Source organism: Pseudomonas sp. SDO5591_S426, assembly GCF_054070755.1.
Genome location: NZ_JBSVXD010000036.1, coordinates 1 through 17,542 on the forward strand (window position 1 = coordinate 1; position 17,542 = coordinate 17,542).

At 58.9% G+C, this 17,542-nt stretch carries 17 protein-coding genes; 7 read left to right on the forward strand and 10 right to left on the reverse strand.

The window, feature by feature from the left end:
- Positions 1–61 precede the first annotated feature (61 nt).
- The 4 genes from kdpC to kdpF all read right to left on the reverse strand — a co-directional run bounded on the left by kdpC (position 62) and on the right by kdpF (position 4,601).
- Complete coding sequence (kdpC, locus tag ACW9JC_RS10410; protein ID WP_338585422.1) at positions 62–607, reverse strand: potassium-transporting ATPase subunit KdpC; 546 nt, start codon at positions 605–607, stop codon at positions 62–64.
- A gap of 133 nt (positions 608–740) precedes the next feature.
- A complete protein-coding gene (kdpB, locus tag ACW9JC_RS10415) occupies positions 741–2,798 on the reverse strand; it encodes a potassium-transporting ATPase subunit KdpB (RefSeq protein WP_457454941.1) in 2,058 nt (685 codons plus the stop codon).
- A 10-nt stretch (positions 2,799–2,808) separates the two neighbouring features.
- Entirely contained in the window at positions 2,809–4,503 is a 1,695-nt protein-coding gene (kdpA, locus tag ACW9JC_RS10420) for a potassium-transporting ATPase subunit KdpA (RefSeq protein ID WP_457454942.1), read from the reverse strand.
- 8 nt (positions 4,504–4,511) lie between these two features.
- Positions 4,512–4,601 (reverse strand): K(+)-transporting ATPase subunit F, encoded by a 90-nt coding sequence (gene kdpF / locus ACW9JC_RS10425; protein ID WP_007899818.1) that lies wholly within the window; start codon positions 4,599–4,601, stop codon positions 4,512–4,514.
- A gap of 228 nt (positions 4,602–4,829) precedes the next feature.
- Between kdpF and rfbC the strand changes: the two genes are divergently transcribed.
- The 6 genes from rfbC (at position 4,830) to ACW9JC_RS10455 (ending at position 10,245) form a co-directional block, all read left to right on the forward strand.
- Positions 4,830–5,375 (forward strand): dTDP-4-dehydrorhamnose 3,5-epimerase, encoded by a 546-nt coding sequence (rfbC, locus tag ACW9JC_RS10430; RefSeq protein ID WP_457454943.1) that lies wholly within the window; start codon positions 4,830–4,832, stop codon positions 5,373–5,375.
- Between the two features lie 153 nt (positions 5,376–5,528).
- The gene (gene rfbB, locus ACW9JC_RS10435) at positions 5,529–6,611 is read left to right on the forward strand and encodes a dTDP-glucose 4,6-dehydratase (protein ID WP_457454944.1); all 1,083 of its coding nucleotides are present in this window, start codon (positions 5,529–5,531) and stop codon (positions 6,609–6,611) included.
- The gene (rfbA, locus tag ACW9JC_RS10440) at positions 6,608–7,480 is read left to right on the forward strand and encodes a glucose-1-phosphate thymidylyltransferase RfbA (protein ID WP_457454945.1); all 873 of its coding nucleotides are present in this window, start codon (positions 6,608–6,610) and stop codon (positions 7,478–7,480) included. The genes rfbB and rfbA overlap by 4 nt, the downstream gene beginning before the upstream one ends.
- A gap of 47 nt (positions 7,481–7,527) precedes the next feature.
- On the forward strand, positions 7,528–8,397 hold the full coding sequence (gene rfbD / locus ACW9JC_RS10445; protein WP_457454946.1) for a dTDP-4-dehydrorhamnose reductase: 870 nt from the start codon (positions 7,528–7,530) through the stop codon (positions 8,395–8,397).
- A gap of 191 nt (positions 8,398–8,588) precedes the next feature.
- Positions 8,589–9,953, forward strand: a complete 1,365-nt coding sequence (gene eat / locus ACW9JC_RS10450; RefSeq protein ID WP_416128548.1) for an ethanolamine permease — start codon at positions 8,589–8,591, stop codon at positions 9,951–9,953.
- Positions 9,954–10,077: 124 nt separating this feature from the next.
- Positions 10,078–10,245: a DUF2897 family protein gene (locus ACW9JC_RS10455; protein WP_338585414.1), complete on the forward strand. Its 168-nt coding sequence runs from the start codon at positions 10,078–10,080 to the stop codon at positions 10,243–10,245.
- A gap of 106 nt (positions 10,246–10,351) precedes the next feature.
- Here the strand turns inward: ACW9JC_RS10455 and ACW9JC_RS10460 are convergent, their stop codons facing one another.
- Complete coding sequence (locus ACW9JC_RS10460; RefSeq protein WP_457454947.1) at positions 10,352–11,203, reverse strand: urea carboxylase-associated family protein; 852 nt, start codon at positions 11,201–11,203, stop codon at positions 10,352–10,354.
- 15 nt (positions 11,204–11,218) lie between these two features.
- Positions 11,219–11,872 (reverse strand): GntR family transcriptional regulator, encoded by a 654-nt coding sequence (locus tag ACW9JC_RS10465; RefSeq protein ID WP_448106830.1) that lies wholly within the window; start codon positions 11,870–11,872, stop codon positions 11,219–11,221.
- 175 nt (positions 11,873–12,047) lie between these two features.
- Between ACW9JC_RS10465 and ACW9JC_RS10470 the strand changes: the two genes are divergently transcribed.
- Entirely contained in the window at positions 12,048–12,605 is a 558-nt protein-coding gene (locus ACW9JC_RS10470) for a TetR/AcrR family transcriptional regulator (protein ID WP_448106829.1), read from the forward strand.
- Here the strand turns inward: ACW9JC_RS10470 and fabF are convergent.
- From fabF to ACW9JC_RS10490, 4 genes are all read right to left on the reverse strand, one after another.
- Positions 12,602–13,876, reverse strand: coding sequence for a beta-ketoacyl-ACP synthase II (gene fabF, locus ACW9JC_RS10475; RefSeq protein WP_457454948.1), 1,275 nt, complete (start codon positions 13,874–13,876; stop codon positions 12,602–12,604). The genes ACW9JC_RS10470 and fabF overlap by 4 nt on opposite strands.
- Positions 13,877–13,908: 32 nt before the next feature.
- Positions 13,909–14,703 (reverse strand): SDR family NAD(P)-dependent oxidoreductase, encoded by a 795-nt coding sequence (locus ACW9JC_RS10480; protein ID WP_457454949.1) that lies wholly within the window; start codon positions 14,701–14,703, stop codon positions 13,909–13,911.
- A gap of 209 nt (positions 14,704–14,912) precedes the next feature.
- Positions 14,913–15,248, reverse strand: a complete 336-nt coding sequence (locus tag ACW9JC_RS10485) for a ComEA family DNA-binding protein (RefSeq protein WP_457454950.1) — start codon at positions 15,246–15,248, stop codon at positions 14,913–14,915.
- 112 nt (positions 15,249–15,360) lie between these two features.
- The gene (locus tag ACW9JC_RS10490) at positions 15,361–17,355 is read right to left on the reverse strand and encodes a polysaccharide biosynthesis protein (RefSeq protein WP_338585397.1); all 1,995 of its coding nucleotides are present in this window, start codon (positions 17,353–17,355) and stop codon (positions 15,361–15,363) included.
- Positions 17,356–17,542 lie beyond the last annotated feature (187 nt).

Genomic DNA, 17,542 nt, shown 5'->3' on the forward strand with positions numbered 1-17,542 from the left:
CAGAGCGGACGCGGAGCGTCCGTTGATGCATTCCCACGCAGAGCGTGGGAACGATCGTCTACTAAAGGTTTTCCAGCGCCCGATTCAACTCAAGCACATTCACCACCGGTGGCCCCACCAGCGGCTGCTCGATATGGGCGTCCAGCAGGTTTTGCAGGGTCGCCACCGGCACGTTACGCGCCGTCGCAACACGCGCCAGTTGATAGGCAATTGCGGCCGGTGGCAAGTGTGGATCGAGGCCGCTGCCGGAGGTGGTGAGCATGGCCAGCGGCACGGGGCCCTGACCTGGCACCAGCAATTTGTTGGCATCGTCGATCACCCGAGTGGCCAGCGCCGGGTTGCTCGGCGACAGGTTGCTCGCGCCGCTCGCCACGGTGGCAAAGGCACCGGCCGATGGCCGAGGGTGGAACCAGGCGTCGCCGACGAAATCCTGGGCGATCAGCGAGGAACCGCGGACCTTGCCGTCAGTGTCGCGCACCAGACTGCCATTGGCCTGATCCGGGAACGCAACCTGGGCCACGCCGGTGACCACCAGGGGATAAGCGACGCCGGTGATCAGGGTCATCAGGACCAGCAAACTCAGGGCCGGACGTATCATTGTGGACATTTCAAAATCCTCGAATTGTAGGAGCGAGCTTGCTCGCGAAAAGCCAGAGGGCGCTGCGCTCATACAGACAGAACGCGTTATCGTTAACTTCCATCGCGAGCAAGCTCGCTCCTACAGGGTGTGTGTTGGGTGCTTAAACCAGATGCAACGCCGTCAACAGCATGTCGATCGCCTTGATGCCCACGAACGGCACCAGAATCCCGCCCAGTCCGTAGATCAGTAAATTGCGTCGCAGCAACGCCGCCGCGCTCGCCGCTTGCACCCGAACGCCGCGCAATGCCAACGGAATCAGCACCACGATGATCAGGGCGTTGAACACGATGGCCGAGAGAATCGCGCTCTGCGGACTGCTCAGGTGCATGACGTTGAGCACGCCCAGTTGCGGATAGATCGAGGCGAACAGCGCCGGCAGGATCGCGAAGTATTTGGCCACGTCGTTGGCGATGGAAAACGTCGTCAGCGCGCCGCGAGTCACCAGCAATTCCTTGCCGATCTGCACTACGTCCAGCAGCTTGGTCGGGTCGCTGTCGAGGTCGACCATGTTGGCCGCTTCACGCGCCGCTTGCGTACCGTCGTTCATTGCCATGCCGACGTCTGCCTGGGCCAGGGCCGGGGCATCGTTGGCGCCGTCGCCGCACATCGCCACCAGACGTCCGTCGTTTTGCTCGTGACGGATGCGCGCCAGTTTTTTCTCCGGCGTAGCTTCGGCCAGCACGTCGTCCACGCCCGCTTCAGCAGCAATCGCCGCAGCGGTCAGCGGGTTGTCGCCGGTGACCATGACCGTGCGGATCCCCAGTTTGCGCAGCTCGGCGAAACGCTCGCGGATGCCGGGCTTGACCACGTCCTTGAGGTGGATCGCGCCGAGCAATTTGCTGTCGACGCAGACCAGCAACGGGGTGCCGCCGCTCTGGGCGATCTTGTCGATTTCACGGGACAACGGTGCGGCGAGATCGGCGCGAGTGAGGCCCACAAAGGCCAACAACGAATCCACCGCGCCTTTGCGATACACGCGCCCCTGATAGTCGACACCGGACAAACGTGTCTCTGCGCTGAACGGTACGGCGGTCAGCAACTCGGTGGACGGTTCGGGTTGTGGCTGGGTTCCACGCAGGTACTCGACGATGGACTTGCCTTCTGCCGTGTCATCAGCCAGCGAAGCAAACAACGCACCCTCGGCCAGTTCCCGGGCAGTGACGCCCGGCGCGGCATAGACCGCGGTGCAACGACGGTTACCGAAGGTGATGGTGCCGGTCTTGTCCAGCAACAGGACGTGCACGTCCCCCGCCGCTTCCACGGCGCGGCCGGATTTGGCGATCACGTTCAGGCGCACCAGGCGATCCATCCCGGCGATACCAATCGCTGACAACAGGCCGCCGATGGTGGTCGGAATCAGCGTGACCAACAACGCCACCAGGAACACCAGCGGCAGGTTGCCGTTGGCGAAGTGGGCGAACGGTTGCAGCGTCACCACCACCATCAGGAAGATCAGGGTCAGGCCGATCAGCAGGATGTCGAGCGCCACTTCGTTCGGGGTTTTCTGGCGCTTGGCGCCTTCAACCAGAGCGATCATGCGGTCCAGTGTCGACTCGCCAGGGTTGGCGGTGATCTTCACCAGCAGCCAGTCGGACACCAGCCGCGTGTTGCCGGTGACGGCCGAACGGTCGCCGCCGGATTCGCGGATCACCGGCGCCGATTCACCGGTAATCGCTGCTTCGTTGACCGCTGCGATACCTTCGATCACTTCGCCGTCACCGGGGATCATCTCCCCCGCTTCGACGCGCACCACATCACCTTTGCGCAGGCTGGTGGCCGGCACCACCTGGAAGGTGCTGTTGCTGGTTTTGCGACGGGCGCTCAAACCTTCGCTGCCAGCCTTGAGGCTGTCGGCGCGGGCCTTGCCGCGACCTTCGGCCAGGGCCTCGGCGAAGTTGGCGAACAGCACGGTGAACCACAGCCACACGGCGATTTGCGCGGCGACGAAGGTCGGCACCGCCGTGTCGGGAATGAAGCACAGCACGGTGGTCAGGATGGCAGTCAGTTCGACCACCAGCATCACCGGCGCACGTTGCAATTGCCGTGGATCGAGCTTGACGAAGGCTTGCACCAGCGCCGGGCGCCACAGGGCCGAGATCGCGGTTTTCGGTTGTTCCGGCGCCTTCACGGCGACCGGTTTAGTTACGGGCATATTCATCAAATAGTCCTCAGAAGCCCATGCTCAAGTGTTCAGCGATAGGACCCAGTGCCAGCGTCGGCAGGAAGGTCAGGCCGCCCACCAGCAAAATGGTCACGGTCAGCAAGGTCACGAACAGCGGGCCGTGGGTCGGGAAGCTGTTCTGCCCGATCGGCGCGGTTTTCTTCATCGCCAGGCTGCCGGCCAACGCCAGAACCGGGAGGATGTAGCCGAAGCGACCGATCAACATGCCCAGACCCAGCATCAGGTTGTGGAACGGGGTGTTGGCGCCGAAGCCACCGAACGCGGAACCGTTGTTCGCACTGGCCGAGGTGTAGGCGTAGAGCAACTGACTGAAACCGTGAGGGCCGGGGTTGCTCACCGAGGCCACCGGACCGGGCAGGCTGGCGGCAATGGCGCCGAGCACCAGCACACCGATCGGCATGACCATCAAGGTCACCACCAGCAATTGCACTTCCTTGGCTTGCAGTTTCTTGCCGAGGTATTCCGGGGTGCGGCCGATCATCAGGCCGGCGAGGAACACCGCGATCAGTACGTTGAGCAACATGCCGTAGAGCCCGGCGCCGACGCCGCCGAAGATCACTTCGCCTACCATCATGTTGACCATCGCGACCATGCCGCTCAGCGGGTTAAGGCTGTCGTGCATGCCGTTGACCGAACCGTTGGACGCTGCGGTGGTGGTCACCGACCACAGCACGGTGGCGGTGGTGCCGAAACGCGCTTCCTTGCCTTCCAGCGGCGCGGTCTGTTCGACGGCGACGTTGTTCAGCGCCGGGTTCGGTTGGTATTCAGCCCACAGCGAAGTCGCGCCACCGATCAGGAACAGCGCCAGCATGCAGGCGATGATCGCCCGGCTCTGACGCAGGTCTTTCACGTAGTGGCCGAAGGTGAACACCAGCGCAACGGGAATCAGAATGATCGAGGACATCTCGAACAGGTTGCTCCATGCCGTCGGGTTCTCGAACGGATGCGCCGAGTTGACACCGAAGAAGCCGCCGCCGTTGGTGCCCAGTTGCTTGATCGCAATCTGGCTGGCCGCCGGGCCGAGCGGGATCACTTGATCAACGCCCTGCATGGTCACCGCATTGACGTATTGCGCGAAGGTTTGCGGCACGCCTTGCCACACCAGGTACAGCGCCAGCAGCAGGCACAGCGGCAGCAGGCCGTAGAGGGTGGCGCGGGTCATGTCGACCCAGAAGTTGCCGAGCGACGCGGTGGATTTGCGGCCGATGCCACGGCACAGCGCGACCAAAACCGCCAGGCCGGTGGCGGCGCTGACGAAGTTCTGCACGGTGAGGCCGACCATCTGGCTCAGGTAGCTCAGCGATGCTTCACCGCTGTAGGACTGCCAGTTGGTGTTGGTCATGAAGCTGACGGCAGTGTTGAACGCTTGCGTCCACTCCTGGCCCGGGAGATTCTGCGGGTTGAGCGGCAAGTGATCCTGGAACAACAGGATCGCGAACAACAGCAGGAAGCCCGCGAGGTTGAACGCGAGCAAGGCCAGCGTGTATTTCTGCCAGCTCTGTTCGGCCTGCGGATCGACGCCGGCCACACGATAACAGCCACGCTCGACCGGGCCGAGGATCGGCGTCAGCCAGGTGCGCTGCCCTTCCATTACCTTGTAGTAGAAGCGCCCGAGAAACGGCGCCGGGACCAATACCACCGCGAAAAACGCGAGGATCAGCCAATAGTCATAACTGTGCATAGCCGCTCCTAGTTCCGGTCCGCGCGCAACAGCGCAACCAACAGATAAATGAACAGCCCCACTGCCAACAGCAGTGACACCCCGTCCAGAACGCTCATGGAAGTTCTCCGTGTTACGGCGTATTGCCGCGTGTGCAGCCATTGTCGGAAAGGAGCCTGTAAAGGAACGAGACCGAGGGTGCGCGCGCGGCATAAAGAAAGCGTAAAGAGTGGGTTTATGCGGGCGTTACAGCAGCATTTTGTCGACCTTTGTGGCGAGCGGGCTCGCTCCCACTGCGACTTTGCGCAAGAATGTCGGCTGTCGCTGCCCATTGCCGGAAAAACACCATGAATGTAATCACCACCGATTTGCCCGGTGTTCTGATCATCGAGCCGAAGGTGTTTGGTGATGAACGAGGCTTTTTTTACGAGAGTTTCAACGCGAGGGCTTTCAAGGAAGCCACGGGGCTGGACGCTGATTTCGTTCAGGACAATCATTCGCGCTCAAGCAAAGGGGTGTTGCGCGGTCTGCATTACCAACTGCAGAACACCCAGGGCAAACTGGTTCGTGTCACTGCCGGCGAAGTACTCGACGTTGCCGTGGACATTCGCCGCAGCTCAGCGCATTTCGGCCAATGGGTCGCTGTGCGACTGTCCGCCGAGAATCATCGCCAGCTCTGGATTCCTGAAGGTTTCGCCCATGGTTTCGTGGTGCTGAGTGAGTTCGCCGAATCGCTCTACAAGACCACCGACTATTACAACTCGGCTGCTGAACGCAGCATCCGCTGGGATGATCCGGACCTGGCCATCGACTGGCAACTGGACGAAGCACCGCAACTGTCTGCAAAAGACCAGGCAGCGGTGTTCTTCAAGGATGCTGAAGTTTTTTCCTGAGCCATGGCCGTATGCACCTGATCCGCAGGTGCACGATCCTCTTATTGCTCGACAATCCGCCAGATCGGACCAACACTTCCAGTGCAATGCTGCGCTCATGCCCGCAAGCTGTGCGCATTTGGTGTCAACGACTTACTGCAAAGGCTGGTCAACATGCGAATTCTCATCACCGGCGGTGCCGGTTTCATCGGCTCAGCCCTGATTCGAGAGTTGATTCGACACTCCAGTCACGAAGTGCTCAATCTGGACAAGCTGACCTACGCCGGCAATCTCGAATCGCTGACCAGCATTGCCAATGACACTCGCTATGAATTCGTTCAAGCCGACATCGTTGATCAGGCGGCGGTCAGTGCTGTGCTGAACCGTTTCGAGCCGCACGCCATCATGCATCTGGCTGCCGAATCCCACGTCGATCGATCCATCGACGGCCCCGCTGCTTTCATCCAGACCAACATCGTTGGCACCTATAGCTTGCTGGAAGCCACCCGCGCCTACTGGCAGACCCTAGACGAGCCGCAAAGAAGGGCTTTTCGCTTTCATCACATTTCCACCGACGAGGTTTATGGCGACCTGCAGGGTGTCGATGCGCTGTTTACCGAAACAACGCCCTATGCTCCCAGCTCGCCGTACTCCGCCAGCAAAGCCGCGTCCGATCATGTGGTCCGCGCCTGGCATCGCACTTATGGCCTGCCGGTCGTGTTGAGCAATTGTTCGAACAACTACGGCCCCTGCCAATTTCCTGAAAAACTGATTCCGCTTGTGATACTCAATGCGCTGGCGGGCAAGCCGTTGCCGGTCTATGGCAATGGCCTTCAGATCCGCGATTGGCTGTTTGTCGAAGATCACGCCCGAGCGCTGCTCAAAGTGCTGAACGCAGGCAAAGTCGCAGAGACCTACAACATCGGCGGGCATAACGAACAAAAGAATATCGATGTGGTGCGGGCCATTTGCACACTGCTGGAGGAGTTGGCCCCACAAAAACCTGAGGGTGTCGCGCGCTACGTCGACCTGATCACTTTCGTTGAGGACCGCCCTGGCCATGATTTGCGCTACGCAATCGATGCCAGCAAAATCGAACGTGAACTGGGCTGGGTGCCCGCAGAGTCATTCGAAACCGGCCTGCGTAAAACCATTCAGTGGTACCTGAAAAACCTGGAATGGTGCCGACGTGTACAGGATGGCAGCTATCAAGGTGAACGCCTGGGTGCCATCGATCCAAAGGAGTTACTCGCTTGATGAAAGGCATCGTTTTGGCGGGCGGCTCGGGCACGCGCCTGCATCCGATTACGCTCGGCGTGTCCAAACAACTGTTGCCGGTTTACGACAAACCGATGATCTACTATCCGATTTCAGTCCTGATGCTGGCCGGTATCAAAGAAATCCTGGTGATATCGACGCCTCAGGATCTGCGTCAATACCGCAACCTGCTGGGTGACGGCAGCCAGTTCGGGGTGAGTTTCAGCTACGCCGAACAGCCGTCGCCGGATGGTTTGGCACAGGCCTTTCTGATTGGCGAACAATTCATCGGCAGCGATTCAGTGTGCCTGATCCTCGGTGACAACATCTTCCACGGCTCCAATTTTGGCGGGCAATTGCAGGACGCAGCAAAACGCTCTCGCGGCGCCACTGTGTTCGGGTATTGGGTAAACGACCCCGAGCGCTACGGCGTGATTGATTTCGACGACAATGGCCGCGCTCTTTCCATCGAAGAAAAGCCCAAGGAACCCAAATCCAGCTACGCCGTTACCGGGCTGTATTTCTATGACAACGATGTGATCGACATCGCCAAGTCGGTCAAACCTTCGCCCCGCGCAGAGCTGGAAATCACCGACGTCAACAATGCCTACCTGCAACGTGGCGACCTGCATGTAGAGCGCTTCGGCCGTGGATTCGCCTGGCTCGACACCGGCACCCACGACAGCTTGCTCGAAGCTTCACAATATGTGCAGACCATCGAACATCGCCAGGGCCTGAAAATTGCCTGCCTTGAAGAAATCGCTTATCTCAATAAGTGGATCAATCGCGAACAGCTGCTTGAGCGCGCCCATTATTTCGGCAAGACCGGATATGGGCAGTACCTTGCCAAGTTGGCCGGGGAACAATGAAGCTGAATGAATCCGGCTTCTGAAATGGACGGAGCCGGACTACCCAGATGAAAACTCTCATTATCGGCCGTCGGGGCCAGGTCTCACGTGAGTTGCAACACCGGTTGGGCTCTCTCGGCGAGCTGATCGTGCTGGGTCGCGATCAGCTCGACATGGCACAACCCGATCAGATTCGTCGTCAGGTCCAATGCATCCTTCCCGATCTGATCATCAACGCAGCAGCCTATACCGCGGTCGACCTCGCAGAAAGCGAACCGCAAACAGCCTTCGCCATCAACGCCGTAGCGCCCGGCATCCTTGCTGAAGAGGCGCTGACGCTCGATATCCCGCTGATTCATTACTCGACCGATTATGTATTCGACGGGATGAAAACCGCTCCTTACGACGAGGACGACAGGCCAAACCCGCTAGGGGTCTACGGCAAGAGCAAGCTGGCCGGCGAGCAGGCAATCATCGAGGTGCAGGGCAAGCACCTCATCTTGCGCACCAGTTGGGTCTACTCGACCGAGGGCCGCAATTTCTTGCTGACCATGCAGCGGTTACTGCAAGAAAAAGCAGAACTGCGGGTGGTTGCCGATCAGATCGGTGCGCCCACGTGGGCCGGCACCGTAGCCCAGAGCACCCTGGCCTTGATTGAGCGCTGGCAGTCACACGCCCCGGCGAACTGGGGTGTTTATCACTTGACTGCTCAGGGCAGCACTTCCTGGTTTGGCTTTGCCCAGGCCATTGGCGAGGCGTTGCGGCAACAGGGAAAAACTTGCGCAACTCTGCTGCCGATTTCCTCTAGCGATTACCCGCTGCCTGCCGCCCGTCCACTCAATTCATGCCTGGATTGCAGTCGACTACAACGTGAATGGGGAGTCAGCCAGCCGGATTGGCAAACTGCCCTGCGCGAATGTCTCACCCAACAAGCCTGAGTCCATGAGACTTGCCCACGAAGGTGGCACCCAAGCCACTCCTGCCCCTGACTGGCGCACAAAAAGCCGGCATTTAGTGGCGAACATCCCCGATACGACAACTTTTTCTCCTTTACGACCGCTGTCATAACACTGGCACGCCCACTGCACTGCCCTCCCCGAGCTTTCCAAACCGTTCAGGGAGCAAACGCATGAACACACAACTCAAACCCACGCTGGGCACGCTGCACTTGTGGGGCATTGCGGTCGGGCTGGTGATTTCCGGAGAGTATTTCGGCTGGAGTTACGGCTGGGGTGTGGCCGGGACGTTGGGCTTTCTGGTGACGTCCTTCATGGTCGCCACCATGTACACCTGTTTCATCTTCAGTTTTACCGAACTGACCACCGCGATCCCCCACGCTGGCGGACCGTTTGCCTACAGCCGTCGTGCCTTTGGCGAGAAAGGTGGATTGATCGCCGGGCTGGCGACGCTGATCGAATTCGTCTTCGCCCCACCGGCCATTGCCCTGGCCATCGGCGCCTATCTCAACGTGCAGTTCCCCGCCCTCGATCCAAAGCACGCGGCGGTCGGTGCCTACATCGTATTCATGGGCCTGAACATCCTTGGCGTGAAGCTGGCGGCGACTTTCGAGTTGGTGGTCTGCGTGCTGGCAGTCGCTGAGTTGCTGGTGTTCATGGGCGTGGTCGCGCCCGCCTTCAGCTTCAGCAACTTCGCCCTCAATGGCTGGGCCGGTTCTGATGTATTCGGCGCACCGGCGATTGCCGGGATGTTCGCGGCGATCCCGTTCGCGATCTGGTTCTTCCTCGCCATCGAAGGCGCGGCCATGGCCGCCGAAGAAGCCAAGGACCCGAAACGCACGATTCCCAAGGCCTACATCAGCGGCATCCTGACCCTGGTGTTGCTGGCGATGGGCGTGATGTTCTTTGCCGGTGGCGTCGGCGACTGGCGCACTTTGTCGAACATCAACGATCCGCTGCCGCAGGCGATGAAAACCGTGGTGGGCGAAAGCTCGGGCTGGTTGCACATGTTGGTATGGATAGGTCTGTTCGGGCTGGTGGCGAGTTTCCACGGGATCATCCTCGGCTACTCGCGGCAGTTCTTCGCCCTCGCCCGCGCTGGCTACCTGCCGGCGTCACTGGCCAAATTGTCGCGCTTTCAAACGCCACACCGGGCGATCATCGCCGGCGGCGTGATCGGCATCGCGGCGATCTACAGCGACGGCCTGATCAATCTCGGCGGCATGACGCTGACGGCCGCGATGATCACCATGGCCGTGTTCGGCGCCATCGTGATGTACATCATGAGCATGCTCAGCCTGTTCAAGCTGCGTAAAACCGAACCGAATCTGGAGCGTACCTTCCGCGCGCCCTGCTACCCACTGGTGCCAATGATTGCCCTGGTGTTGGCGGTGGTGTGCCTGGTGGCCATGGCCTGGTTCAACACTTTGATCGGCTTGATTTTCCTCGCCTTCATGGCCGTGGGTTTCGTGTACTTCGTACTGACTGCGCAACTGCGTGCCGATGCCCCGGCGGATGCGATGTTGACCGGGCTTTAATCAATGACGGTGCCCCGTCATATCAGGCATAGAATGGAACCACTGCGAAAACAATTCGCTCAATAGTGGTATGCAGGATTGATTGGCGAAATCCGTCAATCGACCTGCTTTTAAGGAGAGCCCTATGCCCTGGTATGCCTGGTTGATTCTGATCGTTGCAATAGGCTCGATCGTTGGCGGGTTGATGATGCTGCGCGACACCGCCACCAAAGTTGAGCTGACCGAAGAACAGCGCGCTCGCGTGGCTGAACGCAACGCGCAAGCGGATGCCAAGGATGCGCAGGACCGCTAAAAACGGCTGAACCGCTTTTCGTAGGATCAAGGCTTGCCCGCGATGGCGATCTCAAGGACGCTGTCGCGGGCAAGCCTTGCGCCTGCAATTCCAATATGTGTGTAGATTATTTTTCCCAATCGGCCTTGGCGATGTGAAGACCATGCAGGCCTTTGTACGCTGCGCGCTCCGGCTGACTCCAGCCCTCCAGCAACGAATCCTCCAGACGATAGATTTCCACGCCCAGCGGACGGCATACGCTCAACGGGTCCTGAGCATCCGGCCCCCACATGGCCAGCGACAGGTCGCCGCCGGGGCAGGTCGACAGTGCGCACAGCAAATCGATCTCGGCAAAGAACTCCAGGTAATCGCCCTTCTGCGCCGGGCAGGCTTTCATGAAGTACATGTCGTCGTGGTTCAAGCCCGTGCACTGGAAAATATTCAGCACGTCATGCACATCGAATTCGGTGAGGCCGTGGGGCAATACGGCGCGAGTCAGGTTGGAATGGCAGTGATGATGGAAATCCTCACCAGTGAGCATTTTGTTCACATAGGGATCGCAACGCGTGCCGAGCAAATCGTGCAACCGGCCACCATGTTCATCGATCCCGTACCCGGCCAGGCTGTCATCGGTGATGGTCACCAGCGGCCGCAGAAAAGGCAGGTTCGACCACAACCGGTCATGGGTGCTGACATGCGCGCCCTGCAGCTGCCGGGTGCGTGAAGCCCACAGGCGTTCGCGAGGATCATGGGCATTCCAGACATTGAAGTCGCCCACTTGCGGGCCAACAGGCGTTGTAACCCGGAACACATGCCCGCCCGGAACATTCCAGGCGCGGCCGGTGCGAATCGGCACTTCGAAAGACTCGATCAACGTGCGCCCGTCCTTCGCGTCGCGCACCCGTTCATAGAAGGCCTTGTCCACCTGCAAGGCCGAGCCTTTGCTGACTTGATAGGCCGCCGGATAGTCTTTGTACATGGCAAGAATCCTCGATCAGTGATGGGAAGATGGGACGATCATTTGCAAAAGGAGATGTTCGGAATCGTCGAGATAGAGACTCATCGCATCCTCGGCGGCGCGTTTATCACCCTCGACCAGCAGCTCATGGATCTGTCGGTCGCGAATCAGCCAGGGCGCCTGGAAACTTGATTCATCGGGAGCCGCGCAGAACACCAGGCGCAATTGCGCGACAACATTGGTGAAGAACTCATCGAACAACGGACTGCGCAGCAACCCGACGACGTGTTGATGAAAGCCCAGACTATGGGTGCCGACGGCGCGCCAGTCTTCGCGCTCCCGGGCCAACTCGGTGGCCTCCAGCGCTTCGAGCATCCGGTCGGATTGGTAGTCGCGCAGCGGGCGGCTGTTGCTGATGGCTTGCAGTTCGAGCGTGCGGCGAACCCTGAACAGGTCCCGCACATCATCAAAACCCAAACGCCGCACCATCACGCCTTTGTTGCGCACATACCGGGTCAGGCCTTCCTGGCCGAGGCGATGCAGTGCCTCGCGGATGGTATTGCGCGAGGCGTTGTAGGCAGACACCAGATCGTTTTCCACCAGCGCCATGCCCGGCAGCAAGCGACCGCCGATGATGTCGGCGCGCAACTCCAATGTGATGTGATCGGCCAGTGACAGTCCGCTGTTCATACTCATTGCCTCAGGATTGTTCAACAATCTTCAGCTGATGAGTAATCACTATTCGTGCCAGTAGCTTGTGCGATTCATACTCGTTCGACGCATCTGCATGCTTTTTAGAAGTAGAAGTACAGTCACCATCCAATTTTCATTGGTTAATATGGGCGCATTGATGTGGAGATATCAGATGCGTTACTCGCAGGACCATAAAGCCCAGACTCACCAACGCATCATCAAGGAAGCCTCGGCGCGCTTTCGCCGTGACGGTATCGGCGCGACCGGCCTGCAACCTTTGATGAAAGCGCTGGGCTTGACTCACGGTGGCTTTTATTCGCACTTCAAGTCCAAGGACGAATTGGTGGAGAAGGCCCTGCAAGAGGCAGGCGAACAGGTCGATGGGTTATGTGCGCAACTCTTCGCCGAGAATAATCCCCTCGCAGCGTTCATCGACACTTACCTGTCGGAATGGCATCAGACTTCGCCCCATGAAGGCTGCCCGCTGCTGACCATTTCTTCTGAGCTGGGGCTCCGTGGTCAGCCGAGCCCGACCAGCGACGTGGTACTCAAGGCCCGACTCGATCAGATCGAGAGCACCCTGGAAGGCGAGAACGCCGCCGACCGCAGCATCGTCATCATGTCTGCACTGGTCGGCGCGTTGCTGTTATCGCGCAGCGTTGCCGACGCCGAGTTTGCCCAACGCATACTCGACGTCACCCGCGAACACCTGAAGAACTCCCAGGATTAACCCTGCCAGCGTTTGAACAACACGCTGGCATTAACCCCGCCAAACCCGAAGCCGTTGGACAACGCATATTCGATCGCCATCGGCCTGGCCTGACCATGGACGATGTCCACGCCTTCGGTGGCCGGATCCGGATTATCGAAATTGAGCGTTGCCGGTACGACCTGATCACGGATCGCCAGCAGGGTGAAGATCGCTTCGATCCCGCCGGCCGCGCCGAGCAAATGCCCGGTGGCAGATTTGGTCGACGTCACCGCGATACCCTTTTGCACACCAAACAACGCCTTGATCGCCGCCAACTCCCCGAGATCGCCAACCGGCGTCGAGGTTGCGTGGGCATTCAAATGCTGCACCTGCTCCGGCGCAACACCGGCCTGCGCCAAGGCCAGCGACATCGCGCGGCGAGCGCCACTGCCGTCCTCGGGACCTGCCGTCAGGTGGTAAGCATCGGCGCTCGTGCCATAACCGACCAGCTCCGCCAGAGGTTGAGCGCCCCGGGCCAAGGCATGTTCCAGGGATTCAATCACCAACAGACCAGCCCCTTCACCCATGACAAAGCCGTCACGACCACTGTCGAACGGGCGTGAAGCGCGTTCCGGGGTGTCGTTATAGCCACTGGACAAGGCGCGAGCCGCAGCAAACCCGGCGAGGCTGACCCGATCGATCGCGGCTTCGGCGCCACCACAGACGGCGATGTCGGCCTCGCCGGAGCGAATCAATCGCGCCGCATCGCCAATGGCCTGAACCCCAGCGGCGCACGCCGTTACCGGCGCACCCAGCGGACCTTTGAAGCCGTGCTGAATCGACACATGTCCCGCCGCCAGGTTGACCAGAAACGACGGGATGGTGAATGGCGACAAACGCCGTGGACCACGGCTGTCCGTGGTGCGCACCGCATCGGCAATCGCGCCGAAACCGCCCACGCCCGAACCGATGATGGTGGCCGTGCGCTCCTGGGCCTCAGCGCTTTGCGCCTTCCATCCCGCCTGCTCCAATGCCTGACGTGCCGCTTCCATCGCAAACAGGATGAAACGGTCCATCTTCTTCTGTTCTTTTGGTGGCGTCGCCAGATCCGGGTCGAACCCGGCCTCAGCATCATCCGCCGCGCTCGGCACTGCACCACCGACCTTGGCCGGTAAATCGGCCACCACAGCCTCGGGCAAATTGCGCAGCCCGGAGCGCCCGGCGAGCAGGCGCTCCCAGACCACTTCGACGCCGCTACCCAACGGCGAAACCAGGCCCATACCCGTAACAACCACTCGACGATTAGTCATACCGCAAACACCTCATGCCGACATCTCGCGCTTCATTTGTAACGCGCGGCGGCTTTGCTTTTGGAAAGGTTCGGCGCCATTACGTGGCGTGCCGCAACGAAGGCATCCCAGTCGGCGGCATCCGGCAGCGACGGAATGGTGACCAACTCGCCCTGGTCCAGCCCCGACAGTGCTGCGTCAACCATCTCACCGGCTTCCATGACCATCTCTGCCGGAATCTGCGAAGCATCGATACCGGAGCGTTCCCAGATTTCGGTACGTGTTACGCCTGGCAACACAGCCTGGACCTTGACCCCGGTGCCATCAAGCTCGGCGTTCAACGACTGGGTCAGGCTCAGCACATAGGCCTTGCTGGCACTGTACGTCGCGTTGAAACGCTCGGGAAACAGCGCCACCACGGAGGCAATGTTGATGATCGTACCCCGGCCCGCCTTGGAAAAACTGGCTGCCGCCGCTGAAGCCAGGCGGGTGACCGTTGTAACGTTCAACTGAATCATTCGCTCCAGCAGATCGGTATCGGCATTGCCCAACAAACCATCCGCAGCCACACCGGCGTTGTTCAGCAGCAGGCTGATACTCGAATCGCTACGCAACCGTTGCTCAAGTTTCAGCACATCATCCATTTGCGTCAGATCGGCCTTGAGCACTTCAACCTGAACGCCGTACTCGGCGCGCAACTTGCCGGCCGCCTCGTCCAGTCGCTGCTGATCACGCGCCACCAGCAACAGATCAAAACCACGCGCCGCCAGGCGTTTCGCATAAACCGCGCCAATGCCGGAAGAAGCACCGGTGACGAGGGCCGTACCTTGGGACTGGACAGAATTCATGACTGTGCTCCTGAGAGATGCTTGAAGGGAAAGCCAAGCGCCTCGTTCTCAAGGCGTCTTGACGGCAAACTCATTTATTATAGACATAATCTAACCTGCATATGATAGCCATAATTTTCACGACACCGACAGAAGGCGTTAACTGTTTGCGTTCGCCGGAATGCAAAAAGGCCGGTCAATGACCGGCCCCTTGGCGTTGAATATTGAGCTTAGTTCACTTCCAGCTTCTCGCGATTGCGATCCAGGATCGCCTTGCCGATGCCCTTCACTTCCAGCAATTCGTCCACCGATGAGAACGGCCCGTTAGTTTCACGATATGCAACAATCGCATTGGCTTTGGCCGCACCGATACCGGCCAACTCGCGCTGCAATGTTGATGCATCGGCCGCATTGAGATCGATCTTGGCGGATTGTGATTGGGAAGAAACCTCCATCACCATCGGAGTACCGCTGGCCTCCGACTTCACAGCCGGCGCCGCAACAGCCGCAATGGAAGCGCTGGTGAGCAGGGCAAAAACCAGGGAATAGAAATAGCCAGTACGCATAAATGAAGCTCCATGACATCGTTTGAGGAAGCAGCTTTTCCGAAGCTGCCTCTGAAACTTAGGCGATGTCAGGAGCCTGTCAAAAATGTGTCCGTTACAGGATGTGAAACAATCAAGGTTCGAGGCGTCGCTGCTGATAGATCCAGTCCACGATCTCACCATCCGGGGTGTAGCCACTGACGGTGTCTCGCAAAAGCTGGCGCACCTGCGAATAATCATCGTGTTCTACAGCCAACAACAACTCGGTCAGTCTTACCTTCAGCACGTCCCAACTCAGATAATCTTCATTGGCGGTCATGATCATCGGGTGTTGTGTTGTCGCCACGTTGTCGCCGATCAATAGCTCTTCGTAAAGCTTTTCGCCTGGGCGCAGCCCTGTGAACTGAATGGAAATATCGCCATGCTGGTTCTTTTCCGATCGAACGCTCAACCCGGAAAGATGAATCATTTTCTCCGCGAGTTCGACGATTTTGACCGGTTCCCCCATATCCAGCACAAACACGTCGCCGCCCTGCCCCATTGATCCAGCCTGGATCACCAACTGCGCAGCTTCTGGAATGGTCATGAAATAACGGGTGATTTTCGGGTGAGTGACCGTCAACGGTCCACCCGACTTGATCTGTTTGTGAAACAAGGGAATGACCGAACCGGAGGATCCGAGCACATTGCCAAATCGCACCATGGTAAACCGGGTTTTGTTGACTCGGGACACGTTGGTTTTATCACCAAACATCACCGGCGCCACTTCCCGGCTCAATGCCTGCAATGTAAGTTCGGCCAAGCGCTTGGTACTACCCATTACATTCGTAGGTCGAACAGCCTTGTCCGTGGAAATCAGCACAAAATTCGACACACCGGTCTGAAGGGCCGCTTGCGCAGTATTCAGCGTGCCAATCACATTGTTGAGCACGCCTTCCGCGATGTTGTGTTCGACCATCGGCACGTGCTTGTACGCTGCCGCGTGATACACCGTATCCACATGCCAGGTTTTCATCACATCCAGAAGTTTGTCCTGATTGCGCACGGAGCCCAAAATAGGCAACAGGCGCACCGATAACGACTCTCGAGCGATTCGCTGTTCCAGCTCCGACAGAATGCTGTAGAGATTGAACTCGCTGTGTTCGAACAAAATAAGGGTCGTCGGATGGAGTGACAGGATCTGGCGACAAAGTTCCGAACCAATGGATCCGCCCGCGCCAGTGACCAGAACTGATTGGTTCTTGATGCAATGTTCGAGCAAATCGCCTTGCGCCGGCACTGCATCGCGGCCTAGCAAGTCGGCAATGTCCACTTCCTGAATATCGTCGACCTTTACCCGCCCACTGGCCAAGTCCATGAAACCGGGAACGCTGCGCACATGCAGCGGAAAAGCCTCAAGGAAATTGAGTATCTCGCGACGCCGACCTCGGGTAGCAGAAGGCACTGCCAACAGGATTTCCTGCGCGCCTGTTTCGTCAATCATCTGCTGTATGTGTTTCGGGGTGTAGACCTGCAGCCCCGAAATAACCCGGTGGGCGATACTGCGATCATCATCGATGAATGCAACAGGACGCATCACGCGGCCCATCCGCAAAGCTACCGCCAACTGATTGCCAGCAGCCCCGGCCCCGTAAATGGCCACTTTGGGCAAACCGTCGTCCCGATTCGTGAAAGGTACGTGTTGAGCCGCTGAAAACCAGTCACCCAGGAAGTATTGACGCATTCCCAAGCGCAGCCCGCCGATCAACACCAAGCTCAGCCACCAATAGTTGAAAATGATCGAACGAGGGACCACGGTTTCGTGATTGCTATACCAATAAACCACGACTGCGAGTAACAGTGACGACAAGCTGACAGCCTTGATGATGGCAATCAGCGCATCGTTACCGAAATAACGCATGACCGCGCGATACATCCCGAAACGAATAAACATGGGAATTGCAACGATCGGAGCACTGATAAAAAGCCAACGATGCCCTTCCAACGGATTGATCAGATCATCGATGCCAAGGCGCACGACAAATGCCATCCATAGTGCAAGCCAGACCAGCAGCACATCGCAGGTGACCTGAATCAGCCGTTTTCTCCTGCGCGACAGCCCTAGCAAGAATGCCCGTGCTTTTTCCATAACTCCCTCGTAAACCTGGGCCGCGCTTGAACCGATAGCGACCTGTTGATCATGGATTTCAGGATCAAACGGCTCGCTATTGGAGATCGGCCTCTATTCAAATTAAGCCTGCCGCCAGCTTCATCCTAAAACGGCTCTGCTCTAAATACGCTTTCGCTTCATACAGGCTTTCGATTCTCGATAAGCT